We start from the raw sequence: 18,029 nt of genomic DNA, 5'->3' as shown, positions 1-18,029 counted from the left end.
CTTTTAGATTGCATGCAGAAGGGGTTATTCCCCTCTTTGAAACAAGAATTTAGGTTTGATGACCGATAGTAAAACCGGGAAAAACAGTAGCGCGATGATCGTGTTGGCCATTACCACCACGCTCAGCATGGAACCGAGGATCGCCTGGAAACGCATCTCGGACAGACAAAGGGTTAGCAGGCCGCCGGTCATGGTCAGACCGGTAAAGAGCACGGCACGCCCCGAGGTGCCGAGCGCCTTGATGTATCCCGTGACAAAATCACCGGATTCTGAAATTTCTTCCTTGAACCGGGCCAGAATGTAGAGGGAGAAATCGATTCCCAACCCGAAACCGAGGGTTACAACCGGCAAGGTATAGATGAAGAAGCCAATGCCTCCATAGCCCATGAAGGCCATGGTGATCGCCTTGCCGATAAGCAGGGGTACAAAGATGATGAGAGCGGCAAGCCATGACTTGAAGGCAAGAACGGTGAGAATCAGACACGCCACAACGACGATGACGACGCTAAGGAACTCGTTTTTCTCAATCTCCTCGTTGATTGCCGAATAGATGCCCGCTGTTCCGCCAGGGAGTTCGAAGCGTATGTCGCTCGTCTGATTTTTCTTCAGGAAGTCACGAGTGCCGGAAATGACATTTTTCAGTGTTTCAGGCTTGCGGTCCTTGAGAAAACCGCGATGGTGCCTGACTTGTAGTCCTTGGTGAACATGTCCTTGCTTTCGTCGTACCCCTCGCTTCCCCCGATCATTCCAATCAGTTCCCCCGCCGAAGCAGTATCGTTCGGAAGGATCTCCCAGCGCGGATCATTCTCATGCATTGCTGCGTTTACCTTTTTCAGGGCGTCCACATAGGATATGGAGTAACCCACCTCAGGCATCTCACCCAGATGTCGCTGAAGGGCGTTGATGTCACTGATCACCTTTGCATCGTAAAGAGCGCCGGTGCGGTCACCCTCTATGTTTATCCAATAGAGGTTGCCGCCGGTCATTTGCTCAACGACTTTCTCCGCCTTGTTGTAGGGGGCATTCGGCCAGAAGTCGGGCGAACCGGACTGCAGTTCGCCGACCCGTACCTTGAAAGCACCCACAAGTGCAATTACCAGCACTACGCCAGTAAGAGCGAGAATCGGCACTTTGCCCTTTCCAAGGGAAAATTTAGCCAAACGTTCGAAGATCGGCCCGAACCAGCTCTCTTCACGATTGACTGAAGATTGTTTCATGGGGGGGAGTAGTGCAAGGGAGACCGGTATCAAGACAAAGCAGCCGACGCAGATAGCCACGATGCCTGCAGTCCCCACCAGTGCCATGGACTGGATACTTCGGAAAGGCATCAGTATCAGGACGAACAGCCCCACTGCATCGGCAAAAATAGAGGTGGTCATTGGTTTCAAGAGGCCGATCATCGACTCTACTGCCGCTTCCTCGATTGCGGCCGTTGGCATACTCATAGTAGTACCGGGAGAGAATTTGGACTGAATGACCGTGGGCCAGTGCAACCAGCAGGAAGGGTATGGTCACCCCAAGAACATCTATCCGGTGGCCGAGAAGGGACATGAAACCGAGTCCCCAGACAACGCCGATCAAACCTGAAGAGAGAGGGAGAAGGACGCCGCGGATGGTCCGGAAGTCCAGATAGAGGGTTACCACCATCACCAGAACGGCAATGGCGAAGACGACCAGAATTCCCCTGAACGCCGAGTCGATATAACCGAGCATGATCGGCCGCCCAGCCAGGAAAAATTCTGTGTTTGCATCCTTTTCTTCGTTTACTATCTTCTGTAACGTCTCGAATATGTACCGGTAATCCTCTTCGTACCTGAAACCGGCCAGAATGAGCGTCCTCTTTCGGTCGGGGGACACAATGGTACCGGAGATCATGTCATTGTTCAGCACCTCTTCCCTGAACGCAGTGGCCTCCTTGCTGTCTCCGTCGTTGATCTTCCGGACAAGGTCCTGGTACTTTTCGAAGTGGAGGGTAGAATACCCAAGTTCGTCATAGGCAAAGTTAACCCGCGAAAACTTGCGGGATGCGACCGAGATAATCTTCGAGGTAACCACTCCCTGCATTTCACGCAGTTTCTGGTCGATCCTGTAAACCTTGGCCAGATTCACCGGGTCAAGAACATCTCCCTTCTTCACCTGTATGGCAATCTCCACGAGATGCTCGCCGCCGTACTTCTCCACCATCCTCTCAGTCAACTTCACATAAGGATGGTTGGGAGGAACGATATCGCCACCGCCGAAAGCAATCTTGATATCCTTAAGGTGCCAGGCAAAGAATACGGTCAAGGCCACAATAACCAGAAGGACCTGTACCCTGTACCTGATGATTTTTTCTGCAATTTTCCGTATCAAAGTTTCCCCTCCTTCACCGGCAACCTGCCCGGCAATCCGGCGCCGCCTAAAAAAAAGGCCGGTAGCTTTATCAGGCATAACCGGCCTCCAGATCTCTGGTTAGCACATCTTCTACAGCAGTTGTTTCTTTCTCGCTTTTGTTACCACCAAGCAGAGATAATCCCGATACCTATTACAGCGGTCCGCAGAACTGTGCACCCACGTCTTCGATAAAGTTCAGCCCCCCCCGGTAACCGGCGTAGCTCCGGTCGAGAACTATCCGGTCGAACGTTGGAAACGATACGCTTAAAAATCCGGCATCTCCCTTTGGCAGATGCTTTTCAAGCGAGCTCCCCAACAGAAGCTGCAGGGTGTGCTTTTGCAGGATGAGCTTGATCTTGTGACTATCTGTCTCAAAAATGACCTTGGGTTTGATACTGCTGGCCAACCCCTCCGTCAATAGTCGGGTAATCTTCTCCCTCGATTCTTCAGGCGGATTATCGCTGACAATCACCAACTCCGGAAGCAAACCGATTTCATTGGTGCCGTAGCGGGTCAGCCCGATGGCCGTGCCGCTGTCGGCAATCACACCGAAATAGGCATTGGGAAGGCCGACTACCAGAAGATCGCCGAAATATTCAGCGGTATTGTAGGCGTCCCATTCCTCCGGTTTCACGACCGCCTCAATCGTCTTCTTCGGTATATGAAGCAGCTCGCCTATCTGCCTGAGGAAGCTGGTAGTGTCCTGGGGTCCTACAGGCACAAAAGGGATCACCTCGTATGGGATTTCAAACTTTTCCTTCAATTTTTCAACGACCTTGAGCCCGAGCCAGGGTGAAAAGACAAGGTTCAATTCAGCAGCCGAGATCTTTTTCAGGGCCGCAAGACCGTCTTTTTCGGTAAAAATAATGTTGGCCTCTACGCCGATTTTCCCAAGCAGCGCCTTTAAAACCCTCAGATGCCCCTTCCACTGAATATGCTGGCTGGGCACAATGCCGAAAATGTTGACAAGTTTCTTCTGCTTCGGGAGCGGCGCCAGCAACTGGTCCACTACCGCCTCGAAGAAATGTTCATAGCCCAGATAGGAATTGCCCAGGAACCCGGCGGTGTTCACATGAATGATGTTCGTCTGGCCTTTGAATTCTTTCACCACTGCCGCCACATCGTCACCTATGAGGGAAGGAACGCAGCCGGAAATTACGGCGAACAGGTCAGCCTTGACAACCTTGAGGTCGATGCAATCAGGTCGCGCAGTTTCTCCTCTCCACCGAATACCACATGCTCTTCCACCAGACAGGAGCAGGGAGTGCTTGTGTTGCCATGCCGGCCTGCGGCATTCATGCCACCGGCATAGTTCTGGCCGAACTGCTGGCCAAGGCCGCATCCGGCGCCCGAATGAAGAATGGGAGCCGCATGGGTGACTGCAAGTGCGGTTACATAAGCTCCGCCAAGGGCACAGGAATATCGTGGCGCTTCGGCAATATCGGGATAAAGTTCAACAACTTTTGCTTGACTCATTGCTATGCCCCCTCCTCTTTCAGATAGACCGGATTTGGCCGCTTAAACCACCAGTCGGTATAAGTCTCTTCCGTATTGGCCTTCATGGTCTGCTGAAAAGACTTGTTCTTTGTGGACTGAAGCAGAAAATTTCCCGCAGCCACCGCCCCCTTGTAACCGGCCTGGGTGCTCCATTCACGGGCGTCACCACGCAGAGCGTGTATCCTGGTCATCCCCTTGTCCCTTTTATAGGCGCTTCCCTGGAACGGGCAACTCAGCACGATGTCCGGCGCCCGATTCTTGGCAATGTGGGCGACCTCTGCCGCCTGGAAAGTGTTGATCAGCACATCGAAATCACCTGTTTCCTCGATCATCTTATCCATTTCATCCAGAACAAGATTATCGAAATCCTGCACTATGGCAGCGGTTGCCTTGACGCCAAGCTCGTTGAAAAATGGTGTTTGCGTCAGAAGCCGCCCCTGTCCCAAGGAGCCGAGCACATCAAGTTTGTCACCTTCGGGAGCCAGGCTCTGGAACTCACCCTGGATATTTTCCAGCTGTGGAACCCAGGTGGCGTGTTCTTCAGCTATAAGCGCCTCCACCTCTTTTTCTTTACCGGTATATTTGGCGATTGTCCGCAGCCATTCGTCGGTGTGAGCGATACCGATCGGCGAAGGATAAAGAAAGAACGGGACTCCATGTTCCTGCTCAAGGCCGCGCGACAGATAATCCGTATAGGAAGGACACATGGGCGCCGTTACCGCCGCCTCGGAGAGCTGTTCAAACTGCTCGACGGTGGCGAATTCCGGGATGAAGTTGACGCGAAGCCCCACCTTGCCCAGCAATCGGGTGATCTCCATTCTGTCCTGCCAGGTATAAGACAACATGCTGGCGATATTGACCAGATCAGGCTGCTTTTTCTTCGGTGGCTTCACCAGGTACTTGAGAACCGCATGCCAGAATACGTCATATCCGGTCTGAACCAGGCGCGATTTTGTACCTTCGCAATGGACAGGAACGATGGTTGCGGAGATATCCGGCTGGATGTCGGCCACTACACCGTCAATGTCCTCGCCGATAATGCCTGAGGTGCATGAAGACATGATGAAGATGGCCTTCGGATTGTAGCGGTCCTGCGCCTCATGAATGGCGGCCTTCAGCTTGTCGGCGGCGCCGTACACCACATCACGTTCGTTCAGGTTGGTGGTGAGCCAATGGAATTCGAAATCTTCCGGCATTCCTCCGAGCCCTTTCCGAATCCCCTTGAACAGCTCCCGGTATCCCAGTGCGGAAGACGAACAGCCAACCGGGGCGTGGACGATCATGACTGCGTCGCGGATCGTCATGACGCGTACAGTCAGGTAGAAGTTGAGGATACAGCCGGAAGTCTGCTGAAACGCCCGCTCTTGATGCTTCAGTTTTCCGGCACGGGCGTCAGCCACCAGTTCCGTGGCCTTGCCATAAAAAATGTTGACGCCGTTGGCCCTCTGTTCCCTGTTGGGGCAGGTATTTGTACTGAGGTCGATTTTTTCGCTCATATTTATTTCCTTTCTAAAATGCTTTTTCTACTGCTTTCCAAGGGAACAGCCAGCTACCCATTTTGAACCAAACAGCCTGTCTCACTGAAGCCGCATTCCCATGGACTACTCTTCGAAAAGCGGTGTGGAAAGGTAGCGCTCACCAGTATCGGGAAGGACCACCACGATCTTTTTGCCGGCATTCTCCGGCCGGGCAGCAATCTGCAAAGCAGCGAAAGCTGCAGCACCGCCGGAAATTCCCACCAGAAGCCCCTCTTCCCTGGCAAGTCGTCTTCCGGTCAGAAATGCCTCTTCATTGCGGACCTTATAGACCTCGTTGACGACTGACTGATTGAGCACCTCCGGGATGAAACCGGCGCCGATACCCTGGATTTTGTGGGGACCGGGGGTTCCTCCGGACAATACCGGCGAATCGAATGGTTCTACTGCAATGACCTGCAAGCCGGGTTTGCGCTCCTTCAGGACTTCGCCGACACCGGTGACGGTGCCGCCGGTACCGACGCCTCCCACAAGGATGTCGATCTTGCCGTCGGTATCAGCCCATATTTCTTCGGCTGTGGTGGCTCTGTGAATGGCGGGATTCGCCGGATTCTTGAACTGCTGGGGGACGAATGAATTGGGAGTAGTGGCTGCCAATTCATCTGCCGCCTCGATGGCTCCTTTCATCCCCTTGGCGCCTGGTGTCAATACGAGTTCCGCTCCGTAGGCCCTTAGCAGATTCCGCCTTTCAATGCTCATGGTGTCGGGCATGGTCAGGATCAGCCGATAGCCGCGGGCGGCGGCGACAAAAGCAAGGGCTATGCCGGTATTGCCGCTGGTAGGCTCGATAATGACCGAGTCTTTTTTCAACAGTCCTTTTTCTTCGGCGGCCTTGATCATGGAGAAGCCGATGCGGTCTTTGACGCTGCCGCCGGGGTTGAAGGATTCAAGCTTTGCAATAACATCGGCGCCGAGCCCTTTGCCCAGCCGGTGCAGATGAAGTAGGGGTGTTCCGCCGATAAGGTCAGTCAAGTTGTTGTAAATGCGTCCCATAGTTGAATTCCTCCTGATAATAATTAGCGTGCTTGTGGTTCCGATTTCCCGCATCATCCGATCTCCCTCTCCCACCATGGGGAGAGGGTGTAAAAGCATAATTTCCTGACGAACCTAGATATTCGCTGCTTTGCTGCGGACTTCTCCGGTCTCCATGGCCAGGAGGGTATCGGCCCATTTGAAGGCCCACTCATGGAGTTCCTTGTCATTCAGGGGTGTCGGAACCTTTGATTCGGTGTGATCGTAGATCTTCTGGGCCAGGCCCCGGTAAACCTTTGCCTGTTCGGACTCGGGGAAGGCTTCGATGGTGGTTTTGCCCTGCAGCTCGCTCTGGGTGACCGTTACCGATCGGGGCACGTACTCGATCACCTGGGTTTTTGTCTGGGCGACGAAATCATCTATGATCTCTTTGGCATAGCCGGTGTTGACGGAGTTGGCGATAACGCCGCCAAGGAGGGCGCCGCCGTTATTGGAGTATTTCTGGATCCCCTTGAAGAGGTTGTTGGCGGCATAGATGGCCATGAAGTCGGATGAAGAAACGGTAAAGACATGATCGGCAATCCCTTCCCTGATCGGTACCGCAAACCCGCCGCAGACGACGTCCCCCAGAACGTCATAGACCACCACGTCCAGGTCCAGTTCGTCGAAGACTCTGAGCTGCTTGAGAAGTTCCACCGAAGTGATGATGCCGCGGCCGGCACAGCCTACTCCAGGGGCTGGACCGCCTGCTTCTACGCAATAGATTCCGTTGAAGCCATCGAAGATGATTTCATTGGATTTGACCGACTTCTTGTCCCTGAGCGTATCAAGGATGGTCGGTATGTAGCCCCCTCCCCTCAAGGTTGTGGTGGAATCGCTCTTGGGGTCGCAGCCGATCTGCATCACTTTGAGACCCAGTGTCGACAGGGCTGCCGTGATGTTTGAAGTGGTCGTCGATTTGCCGATTCCTCCTTTACCGTAGATTGCAATGGTTTTTACTTTTTTTTGGGACATTGTTTCTGCTCCTTTTCTCTTTCCATGAATTATTGTGCCTTGCTCAACCGAAACTTCTCTGTCTTGTCTATCTGTGCCAACCTGCCGTTCTGCACCACCAGGGTGATGGACCCATAGCGCACCGCTTTTACCATTTCGGCCAGCGTGTCCAGTGCCCCCTCGGGCAGGGAATCCGAACCTTTTCTAATGATTACAGGAATTTGCGTCATATTGCACCTCTACGACCAGTTGAAGAAATGTTTTCAGACGGCCAATTGGCTTATGGAACAGCCGCTGTCGGCGCCCTGACTGTCCTGCCCGATGAGTCCGATGGCATCTGCGCGGCATTGCCGACAATGGCGGAACTGGCCGATGATCTTTTCGTTGGCGGTGCGTACCAGTTCGAGCTCCTCGGGTGAAGGTGGAACAATGTGGGCAAAGTCCGCCTGGGGTATAAGGGGCATGACGTTCATGACGAATGCCCCCGATTCTTTGACCCTTTCTGCGATGAGTCCGATCTGCTGCTCATTCACGCCCGGAATCAGGACACTGTTCACCTTCACGGTCAGACCCAGCTCAACCGCCCTTTCTACACCGGCAAGCTGTCTGGAGATGATCAGCTCTCCGCCTTCTCTGCCGCTATACCGTTTGCCGTGGTACAGGACATGCTTGTAAATCCGTCCGGCAATCACCGGATCTATGGCATTGATCGTTACCGTAAGACTGCCAAGGCCGCGTTCGGCAAGCCTATCCAATGACTCCGGGAGAAGCAGCCCATTGGTGCTCAGACATTTGATCAGCTGAGGAAACTCTTCCCCGACCAGCCGGAAAGTTTCGAATGTCTCTTCGTTGGCCAGGGGGTCCCCTGGGCCTGCGATACCGACCACTTTGATAATATCGCCCAAGTCGTTTTTCATGACGGCACGTACGGTCTCAAGAGCTTCCTTCGGCGTCTGAATCCGGCTGGTAACGCCGGGGCGGGACTCATTGACGCAGTCATGCCTGCGGGTGCAATAACCACACTGTATGTTGCAACGAGGCGCCACAGCCAGATGAATCCGGCCATTTTTGTGTCTGTTGCCGCCGAAACAGGGATGACCCTGAATGTTGTTCCTGCCCGAGCTTGTACTCGCCATGGGTATCCCCCTCCGTTGCTGAAATAAAAAGAGGCCAAGGAAAAATATCCTTGGCCTCCGGTTTGTCCAGTGAGCCTTTGAAATTGATTAAACTTTTTAGTCTATCTTTTAGATAGATTAATAATGGAAATAGATTTTATTGTCAAGCTTTTTTTATCTCATTTCACCACAGGACCTGATGCAATGAGCTGTCACCTGTCATATGCTTGAACCGTCCCTTACTACCCCTGTCTCCAGTTCTGAGATTATTTCTCCCCACTTCCTTGCCCAATTTGCAAGTTCTTCTCCGTTGAGATAAACCGGCCGGGGAACCACGGCAGAATCTTCGATCTGGCGTGCCAATTTGCGGTAGGCATAGGCATTATGTGACCAGGGAGCAGCCTCGATCAAAGTCTGGTTATAAAAATCACTGACCGATACCATCACGGAATGGGGAACGCTGGCCATAACGACAGTGCCGGTCCTGGAGACAAAATCGGAAATGATCGATTCATAGAGAGGTCCCTTCAGGTTATTGATCACTACCCCACTAAAACGGCAATTGCTTGATGCCACAGTATTCAACCAACTGAAGAGTTCATTCACGACATTGATTGACGTCATATCCCCCGATGTGACCACCAGAAGCCTTGGCACACCTTCAGAAGCAGGCGGCAACAAGAAGGAAGCCCCCGGTTCCCATGCCACATCATGAACTATAAAATCGGGGCGATGCCGTACCAGTAGCGGGTGGTACAGGAGTTCCGCACTTCGGGGAGTTTCCCCCTCAATGGTAAGCTCCCCTGCTTCTATGCAGAGGGCTCCCTTGAAGCCGACAGCATAATGGGGAACCACGTCTCCGTTCTGCCATTCAGGAACCGGCAGCAGAGGCGAGGTGCCACGCAGGGTGGCGGTTGCGCTCCAACGGGGATCATAACCGATCAAGACGACTCGACGCCCGGCCTCCGCCAAGCTGCAGCCAGATTAGCAGAAGTGGTGGATTTACCTACCCCCTTGCCTACAACAATAATATGTTCTGCCATGGCAGCCTCCATGATGCCAGCTGATTGCCGATACCATCCCCTGGCGGCTTCAGGTCAGCCGGATTTTTTCGTTCTTGTCGATTTGAATTACCTTGCCGTCCTGAATCACAAGGGTCACGGTCCCGAATTTAATTGACTGCAGCGCATTACGAATTTTACGCTCCAACTCCACGTTCCATTGTTCCTGCGTCCCGTTGACTCCACCATCACCCATGTTGGTTGCCTCCTCTACTGCGCTCAATCGATCACCTGGACGTCAATTTCATTTCGTAGGTATGTAAATCTGGTCAAAGACCCCACCATCAGCAAAATGTGTCAATTGCGCTTTCCGCCACCCACCAAAGACATCGTCTATGGTAAAAAGCTTCACTTTGGGGAAAGCCTTGGCATATTTTGCTGCAACTTTTTTATCCCGTGGACGGTAATAGTTATTGGCAGCGATCACTTGGCCTTCCCTGGAGTATAGATATTTCAGATATTCTTCTGCAACCTTGCGCGTACCCTTCTTATCCACCACCTTGTCAACAATGCTCACCGACGGTTCGGCAAGAATGCTCAGTGATGGAACGACTATTTCAAACTTGTCCTTACCCAGCTCATTGACAGCGAGAAAAGCTTCATTTTCCCATGCCAGAAGAACATCGCCGATGCCACGCTGCACAAAAGTAGTTGTTGATCCCCTGGCGCCCGAATCCAGAACGGGTACATTCCTGAATAGCTTACCGACAAACTCCTTTGCCTTTACATCAGTGCCACCCTTTTGCTTAAGCGCATAGGCCCAGGCAGCAAGGTAATTCCAGCGGGCGCCGCCTGAAGTTTTCGGATTGGGAGTGATTATGGAGACGCCAGGCTTGACCAGATCATTCCAGTCTTTGATCTTTTTCGGGTTGCCCTTACGCACCAGGAAAACGATGGTGGATGTATACGGGGCACTGTTGTTGGGCAGGCGCTTCTGCCAGTTTTCAGGAATCAGCTTTGCCTTGTCGTGGATCTGATCGATGTCGTAAGCCAAAGCCAATGTGACCACGTCCGCCTCAAGACCATCGATGACAGCACGTGCCTGCTTGCCGGAGCCGCCATGGGATTGCTTGAATGTCACATCCTGGCCGGTTTTACCTTTCCAATATTTGGTAAAAGCTGCGTTATACTCTTGATACAGTTCTCTGGTGGGATCATAGGATACGTTCAAAAGGTTTACCTCCGCCAGTGCACCACCAGGCAAAGCAAGGGCCAATCCCGCAAAAATTGCAGCCATCTTGATTCTGATCATTTTCCATCTCCTTTTTTATTTTAGTCTATAGAATAAATAGACTAAAATGGCAAAAAAAATTTAAATCATGTAATTCAAAACACCTTTTTCCAGCAGTGCTGCCCTTTCCGTACGCTCTAAAACATCCTGCAATGTTGTGTGATCGAGGATCTGGGTAATTGCGTCACGCACATCCTTCATAACCAGCCTTATTCCACAGGTAGTCTCATCCTCGCATTCGGTACATTTTGAATAGGCTGTTTCACTGACACACGGTACAGGCGCCAACGGCCCTTCTAACATCCTGATGACACTGCCCATACTTATTTCCTTGGGAAGTTTGCCCAAGGAGTACCCTCCCCCCTTTCCCTTGCGGCTGTGGAGAATGCCGTTGTTTTTCAATGTAAGTAGAATCAACTCCAGGAATTTCTTGGGAATTTTCTCGTCTTCTGCCAGATCGGCAATGAGCACAGGCTCTCCCTTCTTGGTCCGGGAAAGGTATATAAGAGCTTTCAACGCATATTTAGTTTTTTTTGATATCATTTTTTACCCTATTAAATCGATAGACAAATCATACAAAAAAGACAGGGACAGGTCAAGTTTATTTTTTCAGATGGTAGAAGCCACTGGTTCGATCCCTGTATCGTCCATAAAAAAAAGGGTTAGCCAAATTAAGCTAACCCTTTTTTAAACCGACAGGCGCGTGATACCTGAAGTTAACCTGCAGTAGATGGTTCATGAAGCCCTGGTCTTCGGCTTGCGGCTGGAAAATTTCATGACTGCATTTTCCGGGCGATGCTCCAGGCGGTAGGCCAGCTGAGGCCGCGTTAGGCCGAGCATTCTCGCCGCTGCCGAAAGGTTGCCGCTTGCTTTCTCCACGGCAGCTTCTGCCAGGAGAGTATTTGCCTGTTCAAGGGTTATCCGCCCGCTCAGAATCGCCTCGCAAAAATCCTTGCCGCTTTCCTTCTGGCTGTCACTCAACCCCCTTGGCATTGAGCGCCAGCTCGGAAAATTCACTGCTGTAGGAAGGAAACATATGGTGGATGGAGATATGGGTGCCATTGGGAGCAAGCATCACTCCGCGCTCCACAACATTCTGCAGTTCCCTGATATTGCCCGGCCATTGATAGGCGAGCAAAACCAGCTTGGCCTTGTCGGAGAAACCGCGCAGTTTTTTCCCGTTAACATCGCTGAATTTCTTGAGAAAAGTCTTGGCCAGGATCAAAATATCAAGCTTACGTTCTGAGGGGAGGAATGTGGATCTGCAGAGCATTCAACCGATAGTACAGGTCGGAACGAAATTTGCCATTTTCGACCAGCTGTCTCAGGTCGATATTGGTTGCCGTAACCAGCCGCACGTTGACCTTGTGGGTTTTTGTACCTCCCAGGCGCTCCACCTCACCCTCCTGCAACACGCGGAGCAGCTTCGCCTGGGCCGAAAGAGGCAGGTCACCCACCTCATCCAGGAACAAGGTGCCGCCGTTGGCCCGCTCGAAACGACCGGGCCGGGAGGCAAGGGCGCCGGTAAAAGCGCCTTTCTCCACTCCGAACAGTTCCGACTCCACCAGATCATGGGGTATGGCGGCGCAATTGATGGCGATGAACGACTCCTTGCAACGGGCGCCCTTCTCATGCAGCGTGCGGGCGAAAACCTCCTTGCCTACCCCGGTTTCACCTAGCAGCAGCACCGTGATCTGGCTATCCACCGCTTGCATAAGTAGGTCGTAAGCAGCGAGAAAGGCCGGCGAATTGCCCACCACATAAGACGGCATTTTTTTTTCACTTATGGCGGAACGTAAGTGCACAACCTCATTTTGAAGACCAATGAGCTGTTCGGCAATGGATTCTTGATTCATCATTAGCGAATAATCACTGGAATCATCCCATTCCTCCACTGGCTTACCGACAAGGTAACAGTGTTTCCCACCTGCAGCGAAACATTTTATTTCCTTGCAAAGAATCGGTTTACCCATAAAAGCTGAGCAATAACCGCTCGAGTAGCCATGTAAATACCAACACACCCCTTCCGTGGACTCACCATAATGGCGCAGGTACGCCTGGCTCTCCCAGGAATTTTCCAAGAGAGCTTCCACATAAAACTTACCCATTTTACGGTTAATTTCTAATTTAGGGATAGAAGTCTTGGCATTTCCCTCCAGGGTAAACAGGAGTGGACCGGCCATGAAACTTTCATGGTCGTTTGTCCAATTCCGATTGATATGGGTGAGTTCGCAATCATTTATGCCGGTAGCATAGCCTATGCGCATGATCATGCCACGAGCGCGGCTAATTCCAAGGGACTCGATCAACTCGCGGCGCAATTTCGCATGGGAGTCTGCATGTACAAGGAGCATTCGATGCTCATGCAGCCATATCTCGCCGGTTTCGCTTGAAAACCGCAATTGGGAACGAAGATTATTACTGACTGTTTCATTTGCAGAGGTTTCCTTTGCGAGCTTACTTTTTTTCACCATACTACCCTTTCTCGAGATTTACCTCGCAAACATCCTGAACAACATTGAAACAATGTTTTACATATATATCACATCAACTAAAATTGCAATTATTTACACCTTGTGCCCAACTGGCTATGAACCGGGCATCAAACATTACAAAAGCAACATATTATCAATATGTTATGCAATGGCACCTTTCTTTCCCCCTAAGATTCGCAGTCGACCATCCCTCCCATACCGACACACCATTCTTCGATTTTTTTCGAGGCAACGCGGAAAATGCTTCATCATTTTATGAAATACGGGAATACGAAGGGTAATATTTAGAAAATAATCAAACTTTTCCCCATGAACTTCCTCCTCACATTTGGTGCAGACACCTCAAGACGCCACACAAAATAAAAAAAACATGTCCCATCACCCCTATCACCACGTAACACAAACAATATTTTATGCAGCATTCTACACCACAACATCATGATTTAAAAGATGTTATATCCATCTCTTAAACATAGTGTCGGAAGAAACATACATACTACCAACATTTTATGAAACATTGTTTTGGCATGTCTTCTGCTAAATAGCTCATCAGATGCAGTCGCTCAGACCTGTTCTTGCCCCAAAGGAGGCCCCATGCCCACTCCGCTCATCACCGAAATACAGAGATTTTGTCTGCAGGATGGCCCAGGTATCAGAACAACCATTTTCCTCAAGGGGTGTCCCCTCCATTGCCCATGGTGCCACAATCCTGAAAATATCAGCTCTAAACAAGAGTTTTATTTTTACGCAAACAAATGTACCGGCTGCCGGCAATGCCAGGCAGCCTGTTCATCAGGCACGGGCAATATGGACCACGACTGTATGGAGAAAACAAGCGACAGAAGACTCTGCACATCCTGCTTGCAGTGTGTATCCGCCTGCCGGTTCGGTGCACGTGAAACGGTAGGCAAATCCATCCCCATGGAGAACATTCTTCTGGAAGCTGGGTCGGACCGGATCTTCTACGAGGTTAGCGGAGGTGGAGTCACAATCAGTGGTGGAGAACCTTTGATGTTTCCTGAATTCACCTGCGATCTGGCCCGAAGCCTGAAAGTAAAGGAGAATCTCCATGTGGCGGTGGAGACCTGCCTGCTTGCGGAATGGCATAACATCGCTCCCCTTCTGGAATACGTGGACCTTTTCATTGTCGACATCAAATCCCTGGATCCCGAAAAGCATCAACGGGTAACCGGCGGCTCCCTGCAGAAAATCCTGTCGAACCTGGAACGGCTTTTGGAAGCCAAGGCAGCGGTACGTATCCATCTCCCGATCATTCCCCACTTCAATGATAGCAGCGAAGATTTCGAAACATACGCGGTCTATCTGGGACATTTCGCCGGCAACCTGTCCGGAGTCGACATCCTTCCTTTCCACTCGTACGCCGCTGGGAAATATATTCAGCTGGGGCGCAGCTATCAATACCAGAAGGTTCCGGACCTTGCGGTTCAGCAGCTTGCGCCCCTGGTCCAGGCCCTCGAACAGCAAGGTATTCGAGAGATTACCATCGGCGGTATGGTCGGGGCGTCGGCTGCAGCAGAAAATGGTGTCGCCAACAGGGCATTGGAAGCAAGACGGGGGCATTTGCCACCGGTACATCTGCCACAAAAAAAGGGGGTGGTCCCAACGCGACACTAAATGTTCGCATCCCCCTATTCCGCAGAATTTTAACTAAGCAAATAAAGGAGATTCAATATGACCACATGTAAAAATTGCTCATTTTATTTTCCCATTCCTGAACATGCCGGGGACTATGAAGCAGGCAAGGGAGACTGCGTTTTGGAAAAACAGGACGCTAAGGGGAAATACTGGCTTTCGAAACCGACAAAGACTGATTCACCGTCATGCGGAACATTCAAAAAAGCTCAAAATGCCTAAAGAGGAGGTCATTCATGGCAACAGTTGCTACATCTATCAAGTACGACGGCAGGGTTATCGACTTTCCACTGGCAAACCCGGATGAAAACGGAATAGCCGACGAAGTGCTGCATGAGAACCTTGCCCGTCCTACCACGGAGAGGACAAAAAGACTCAAGCGAGATGCCGCTGGAAACATGCTTCAGCCGGCGAATTTGTCGATGCCGAGGTCAGGGCCGGGATTGAAAGGATGCGCTTCATCACCGAGGCGCACAAGGCAAGTGCAGGGCAACCGGAGGTTATCAGAAGAGCGTTGGGGCTGGCGAACATCTTGAACAAAAGCACCCTGGTTCTGCAGCAGGACGAATTCATCATCGGCTATCACGCGGAAGACCCGGAGATGTTCCCCCTTTATCCGGAGCTCGCTTATATGGCGGTCCAGGACTACCTCGTCAGCAACTATTCCCCCGAGCCCAAAGAGGAAGCTGCGGAGATCAACGAATACTGGAAGAAATACAGCATGCAGGCTAAGGGCGAGCGATATTTCACCCAGGAAGAACTGCTGCAGATGTATCAGGTCAGCACCATGGAGGCCCCCGGCTTCGCTACCGGTTACAACAGCATCTGCCCCCCTATGAAACGGTCATTCAGGACGGCCTGCTGAAACGGATCGAGCTGGCAAAGGAAAACATCGATCATGCCAAAAAGGAAATGCAAAAGGTCCCCTGGAATGCAACCACCGGCCTTGACTGGATTGCCAAAATCGATGTCTGGAAGGCCATGATCATTGCGGACGAAGCGGTTATCAACTGGGCGAGGCGCCATGCCCGGCTCGCCAAGATCGTCGCTGAACATTTCGAGACCAACCAGGAAAGGAAAGAGGAACTGCTGGAGATCGCCGACATCAGTCACCGGGTTCCGGCAGAGCCGTGCAAGGGACTGAAGGATGCCTTCCAGGCAAAATGGTACACATTCCTGCTCTGCCATGCCATCGATCGCTATGCAAGCGGCTATGCACATAAGGAAGATGAACTGCTGGAGCCTTACTACAACATTAGCGTCAAGGATAAATCCTTCCAGCCCATGACCCACACCGACGTGATCGAAATGGTGGAGATGGAGCGGCTGAAAATTTCCGAACATGGCGCAGGAAAGTCCAGGGCATACCGGGAGATCTTCCCCGGCTCCAACGACCTTTTCATTCTGACCATAGGGGGAACCAAACCCGGCTATGTGGATGCCTGCAGCGACATGACCGACGCGATTCTGGAAGGGGCACGAAATATCCGGACCACGGAACCATCCATCGTCTTCAGGTGGCACCCGAATGGTCGAGAAAAAACGAAACATCTTGTTTTTGAATGCATCCGGGATGGCCTGGGTTACCCATCCATAAAACATGATGTTATCGGCACGGAACAGCTGAAATATTACAGCCAGTTCAGCAAGAACAACAACGGCGCAACCGATGAGGAAGCCATTACTGGGGCCTGGTGCTGTGCATGTCTCCCGGCCTCTGTGGAAGGCGCAAGACCCATAAGACCAGGTCCGAAGGGGGGGGATCGATCTTCCCTGCCAAGATGATGGAAATTGTCCTGGCCGACGGGTTCGACTGGTCATATTCGGGCATGCAGCTGGGCCCGCACACCGGCGAGCCCACCACCTTCAAGACCTTCGAGCAGTTGTGGGAAGCCTTCAGGACCCAGTATGCCTACGCGACCAGCAAGGTGATCCGCGCCAAGGACATCATGCGCTATTTCGAATCCAAATTCCTCCAGATGCCTTTTGTATCCAGTATCGACGACGGCTGCATGGAGTTTGGCATCGATGCCATGGAGCTTTCCGAGCAGCCCAACGGCTGGCACAACCCCATCACCACGGTCGTTGCCGCCAACTCCCTGGTGGCAATCAAGAAGCTGATCTATGACGACAAGAAGTACACCATGGCCCAGCTCATCACTGCCTCCGGGCAAACTGGAATGGTTTCGAAGAGATGCGCCAGGACTTCCTCAATGCGCCCAAATGGGGCAATGACGACGACTATGCCGATGGCATCATCAAGGATTTTTACGAGGACATCATTGGCGGCGAGATGGCCAAGATCACCAATTACTCCGGTGGTCCCGTACTCCCCGTAGGCCAGGCGGTCGGCCTTTACATGGAGATCGCTCCCGGACCGGCCCTACTCCCGATGGCCGATTCGGAGGCGAGGCTGGTGATGACGGCGGAATTTCTCCTTATATGGGCACGGACAAGAAAGGCCCGACTGCCGTATTAAAATCCGTTTCCAAGGTGCAGAAAAACCAGAAGGCCAATCTATTGAATCAGCGGTTATCGGTACCGCTCATGCGAAGCGTGCATGGGTTTGACATCTGGAAATCCTACATGGATGCCTGGGAGAAACTGCGCATCGATCATGTCCAGTTCAACTGCGTGAGCACTGCGGAGATGAAGGCCGCCCAGAAGGAACCGGAAAAACATCAGGACCTGATCGTCAGGGTCTCCGGATTCAGCGCCCGATTCGTGGATATTCCAACCTATGGGCAAAACACCATCATTGCCAGAAACGAGCAATCCTTTGGCGCCGATGATCTGGAATTCCTGAATACGCAGCTGTAACTGATATTTCTAACGAGGAACAGGAGGCACTAGTGAGCACGATTGGCGACGAATATATGATGCACAAAGAGACAGGCACCAAAAAACCCTGCCAGATATGTAAATGGCAGATTGCAGACCCCACCAATCCGCTGCGGGGCCAGTGCACGGTCAACAGAAACAATATGGGGGGCGTGTGGAAACGGTGGGTAACTGAAGTGAACAGCATGACCTGCGCCAGACATGAAGAAGGAAAACTCAGTTTCAGAGAGCATGTGTAAGCAACAGGATGCACCCTTTCCGAC

At 51.9% G+C, this 18,029-nt stretch carries 20 protein-coding genes and 3 pseudogenes; 7 read left to right on the top strand and 16 right to left on the bottom strand.

The annotated features are described in order from the left end of the window. Window positions 1–24: 24 nt before the first annotated feature. The 16 genes and pseudogenes from JCM15764_RS15530 to JCM15764_RS15465 all read right to left on the bottom strand — a co-directional run bounded on the left by JCM15764_RS15530 (window position 25) and on the right by JCM15764_RS15465 (window position 13,251). Window positions 25–609, bottom strand: coding sequence for an MMPL family transporter (locus tag JCM15764_RS15530; protein WP_279384492.1), 585 nt, complete (start codon window positions 607–609; stop codon window positions 25–27). A 29-nt stretch (window positions 610–638) separates the two neighbouring features. Then, on the bottom strand, window positions 639–1,277 hold the full coding sequence (locus JCM15764_RS15525) for an RND transporter family protein (protein ID WP_243689155.1): 639 nt from the start codon (window positions 1,275–1,277) through the stop codon (window positions 639–641). Then, window positions 1,192–2,430, bottom strand: coding sequence for an MMPL family transporter (locus JCM15764_RS15520; protein ID WP_054697334.1), 1,239 nt, complete (start codon window positions 2,428–2,430; stop codon window positions 1,192–1,194). Before JCM15764_RS15520 ends, JCM15764_RS15525 begins: the two co-directional genes overlap by 86 nt. Window positions 2,431–2,524: 94 nt before the next feature. Then, the gene (locus JCM15764_RS15515; protein WP_279384486.1) at window positions 2,525–3,493 is read right to left on the bottom strand and encodes a nitrogenase component 1; all 969 of its coding nucleotides are present in this window, start codon (window positions 3,491–3,493) and stop codon (window positions 2,525–2,527) included. 35 nt (window positions 3,494–3,528) lie between these two features. Next, window positions 3,529–3,849, bottom strand: coding sequence for a nitrogenase component 1 (locus JCM15764_RS27035; protein WP_279384485.1), 321 nt, complete (start codon window positions 3,847–3,849; stop codon window positions 3,529–3,531). Between the two features lie 2 nt (window positions 3,850–3,851). Continuing rightward, a complete protein-coding gene (locus JCM15764_RS15510; protein ID WP_054697323.1) occupies window positions 3,852–5,366 on the bottom strand; it encodes a nitrogenase component 1 in 1,515 nt (504 codons plus the stop codon). Window positions 5,367–5,471: 105 nt separating this feature from the next. Then, the gene (cysK, locus tag JCM15764_RS15505) at window positions 5,472–6,398 is read right to left on the bottom strand and encodes a cysteine synthase A (RefSeq protein ID WP_054697322.1); all 927 of its coding nucleotides are present in this window, start codon (window positions 6,396–6,398) and stop codon (window positions 5,472–5,474) included. 114 nt (window positions 6,399–6,512) lie between these two features. Continuing rightward, entirely contained in the window at window positions 6,513–7,391 is an 879-nt protein-coding gene (gene nifH / locus JCM15764_RS15500; RefSeq protein ID WP_054697318.1) for a nitrogenase iron protein, read from the bottom strand. A gap of 29 nt (window positions 7,392–7,420) precedes the next feature. Then, the gene (locus JCM15764_RS15495) at window positions 7,421–7,600 is read right to left on the bottom strand and encodes a YezD family protein (protein WP_054697315.1); all 180 of its coding nucleotides are present in this window, start codon (window positions 7,598–7,600) and stop codon (window positions 7,421–7,423) included. 33 nt (window positions 7,601–7,633) lie between these two features. Beyond that, complete coding sequence (locus JCM15764_RS15490; protein ID WP_054697312.1) at window positions 7,634–8,506, bottom strand: radical SAM protein; 873 nt, start codon at window positions 8,504–8,506, stop codon at window positions 7,634–7,636. A 198-nt stretch (window positions 8,507–8,704) separates the two neighbouring features. Beyond that, complete coding sequence (locus JCM15764_RS15485) at window positions 8,705–9,430, bottom strand: P-loop NTPase family protein (RefSeq protein WP_243689154.1); 726 nt, start codon at window positions 9,428–9,430, stop codon at window positions 8,705–8,707. Then, entirely contained in the window at window positions 9,427–9,528 is a 102-nt protein-coding gene (locus tag JCM15764_RS24345; RefSeq protein ID WP_243689153.1) for an Mrp/NBP35 family ATP-binding protein, read from the bottom strand. The genes JCM15764_RS15485 and JCM15764_RS24345 overlap by 4 nt, the downstream gene beginning before the upstream one ends. Before the next feature lie 49 nt (window positions 9,529–9,577). After that, a complete protein-coding gene (locus JCM15764_RS15480; protein WP_012647536.1) occupies window positions 9,578–9,742 on the bottom strand; it encodes a YezD family protein in 165 nt (54 codons plus the stop codon). A gap of 48 nt (window positions 9,743–9,790) precedes the next feature. Further along, window positions 9,791–10,798: a sulfate ABC transporter substrate-binding protein gene (locus JCM15764_RS15475; RefSeq protein WP_054697306.1), complete on the bottom strand. Its 1,008-nt coding sequence runs from the start codon at window positions 10,796–10,798 to the stop codon at window positions 9,791–9,793. A gap of 60 nt (window positions 10,799–10,858) precedes the next feature. Beyond that, window positions 10,859–11,320, bottom strand: a complete 462-nt coding sequence (locus tag JCM15764_RS15470) for an RrF2 family transcriptional regulator (protein ID WP_054697303.1) — start codon at window positions 11,318–11,320, stop codon at window positions 10,859–10,861. Between the two features lie 192 nt (window positions 11,321–11,512). Continuing rightward, window positions 11,513–13,251: pseudogene (locus tag JCM15764_RS15465) on the bottom strand (sigma 54-interacting transcriptional regulator). A gap of 615 nt (window positions 13,252–13,866) precedes the next feature. Here JCM15764_RS15465 and JCM15764_RS15460 point away from each other — a divergent pair. The 7 genes and pseudogenes from JCM15764_RS15460 (at window position 13,867) to JCM15764_RS15445 (ending at window position 18,005) form a co-directional block, all read left to right on the top strand. Further along, on the top strand, window positions 13,867–14,907 hold the full coding sequence (locus JCM15764_RS15460) for a glycyl-radical enzyme activating protein (RefSeq protein ID WP_054697300.1): 1,041 nt from the start codon (window positions 13,867–13,869) through the stop codon (window positions 14,905–14,907). Between the two features lie 57 nt (window positions 14,908–14,964). Beyond that, window positions 14,965–15,147, top strand: a complete 183-nt coding sequence (locus JCM15764_RS15455) for a benzylsuccinate synthase gamma subunit family protein (protein WP_054697294.1) — start codon at window positions 14,965–14,967, stop codon at window positions 15,145–15,147. A 14-nt stretch (window positions 15,148–15,161) separates the two neighbouring features. Beyond that, entirely contained in the window at window positions 15,162–15,461 is a 300-nt protein-coding gene (locus tag JCM15764_RS30100) for a hypothetical protein (protein ID WP_243689152.1), read from the top strand. Next, window positions 15,359–16,710 (top strand): annotated as a pseudogene (locus JCM15764_RS30095) (pyruvate formate lyase family protein); the annotation flags it as partial. The gene JCM15764_RS30100 and the pseudogene JCM15764_RS30095, both read left to right, overlap by 103 nt. Further along, a pseudogene (locus JCM15764_RS30090) lies at window positions 16,629–17,404 on the top strand (pyruvate formate lyase family protein). The pseudogenes JCM15764_RS30095 and JCM15764_RS30090, both read left to right, overlap by 82 nt. Next, entirely contained in the window at window positions 17,368–17,745 is a 378-nt protein-coding gene (locus tag JCM15764_RS30085) for a glycine radical domain-containing protein (RefSeq protein WP_243689150.1), read from the top strand. Before JCM15764_RS30090 ends, JCM15764_RS30085 begins: the two are co-directional and overlap by 37 nt. A 32-nt stretch (window positions 17,746–17,777) precedes the next feature. After that, entirely contained in the window at window positions 17,778–18,005 is a 228-nt protein-coding gene (locus tag JCM15764_RS15445) for a benzylsuccinate synthase beta subunit family protein (RefSeq protein ID WP_279384484.1), read from the top strand. Window positions 18,006–18,029: the final 24 nt, after the last annotated feature.

Origin of the sequence: Geotalea toluenoxydans JCM 15764 (genome assembly GCF_001311985.1) — a bacterium.
GTDB lineage: Bacteria > Desulfobacterota > Desulfuromonadia > Geobacterales > Geobacteraceae > Geotalea > Geotalea toluenoxydans.
The sequence above is the reverse complement of the archived record's forward strand: the minus strand, read 5'-3'. Positions and strand labels throughout refer to the sequence as shown.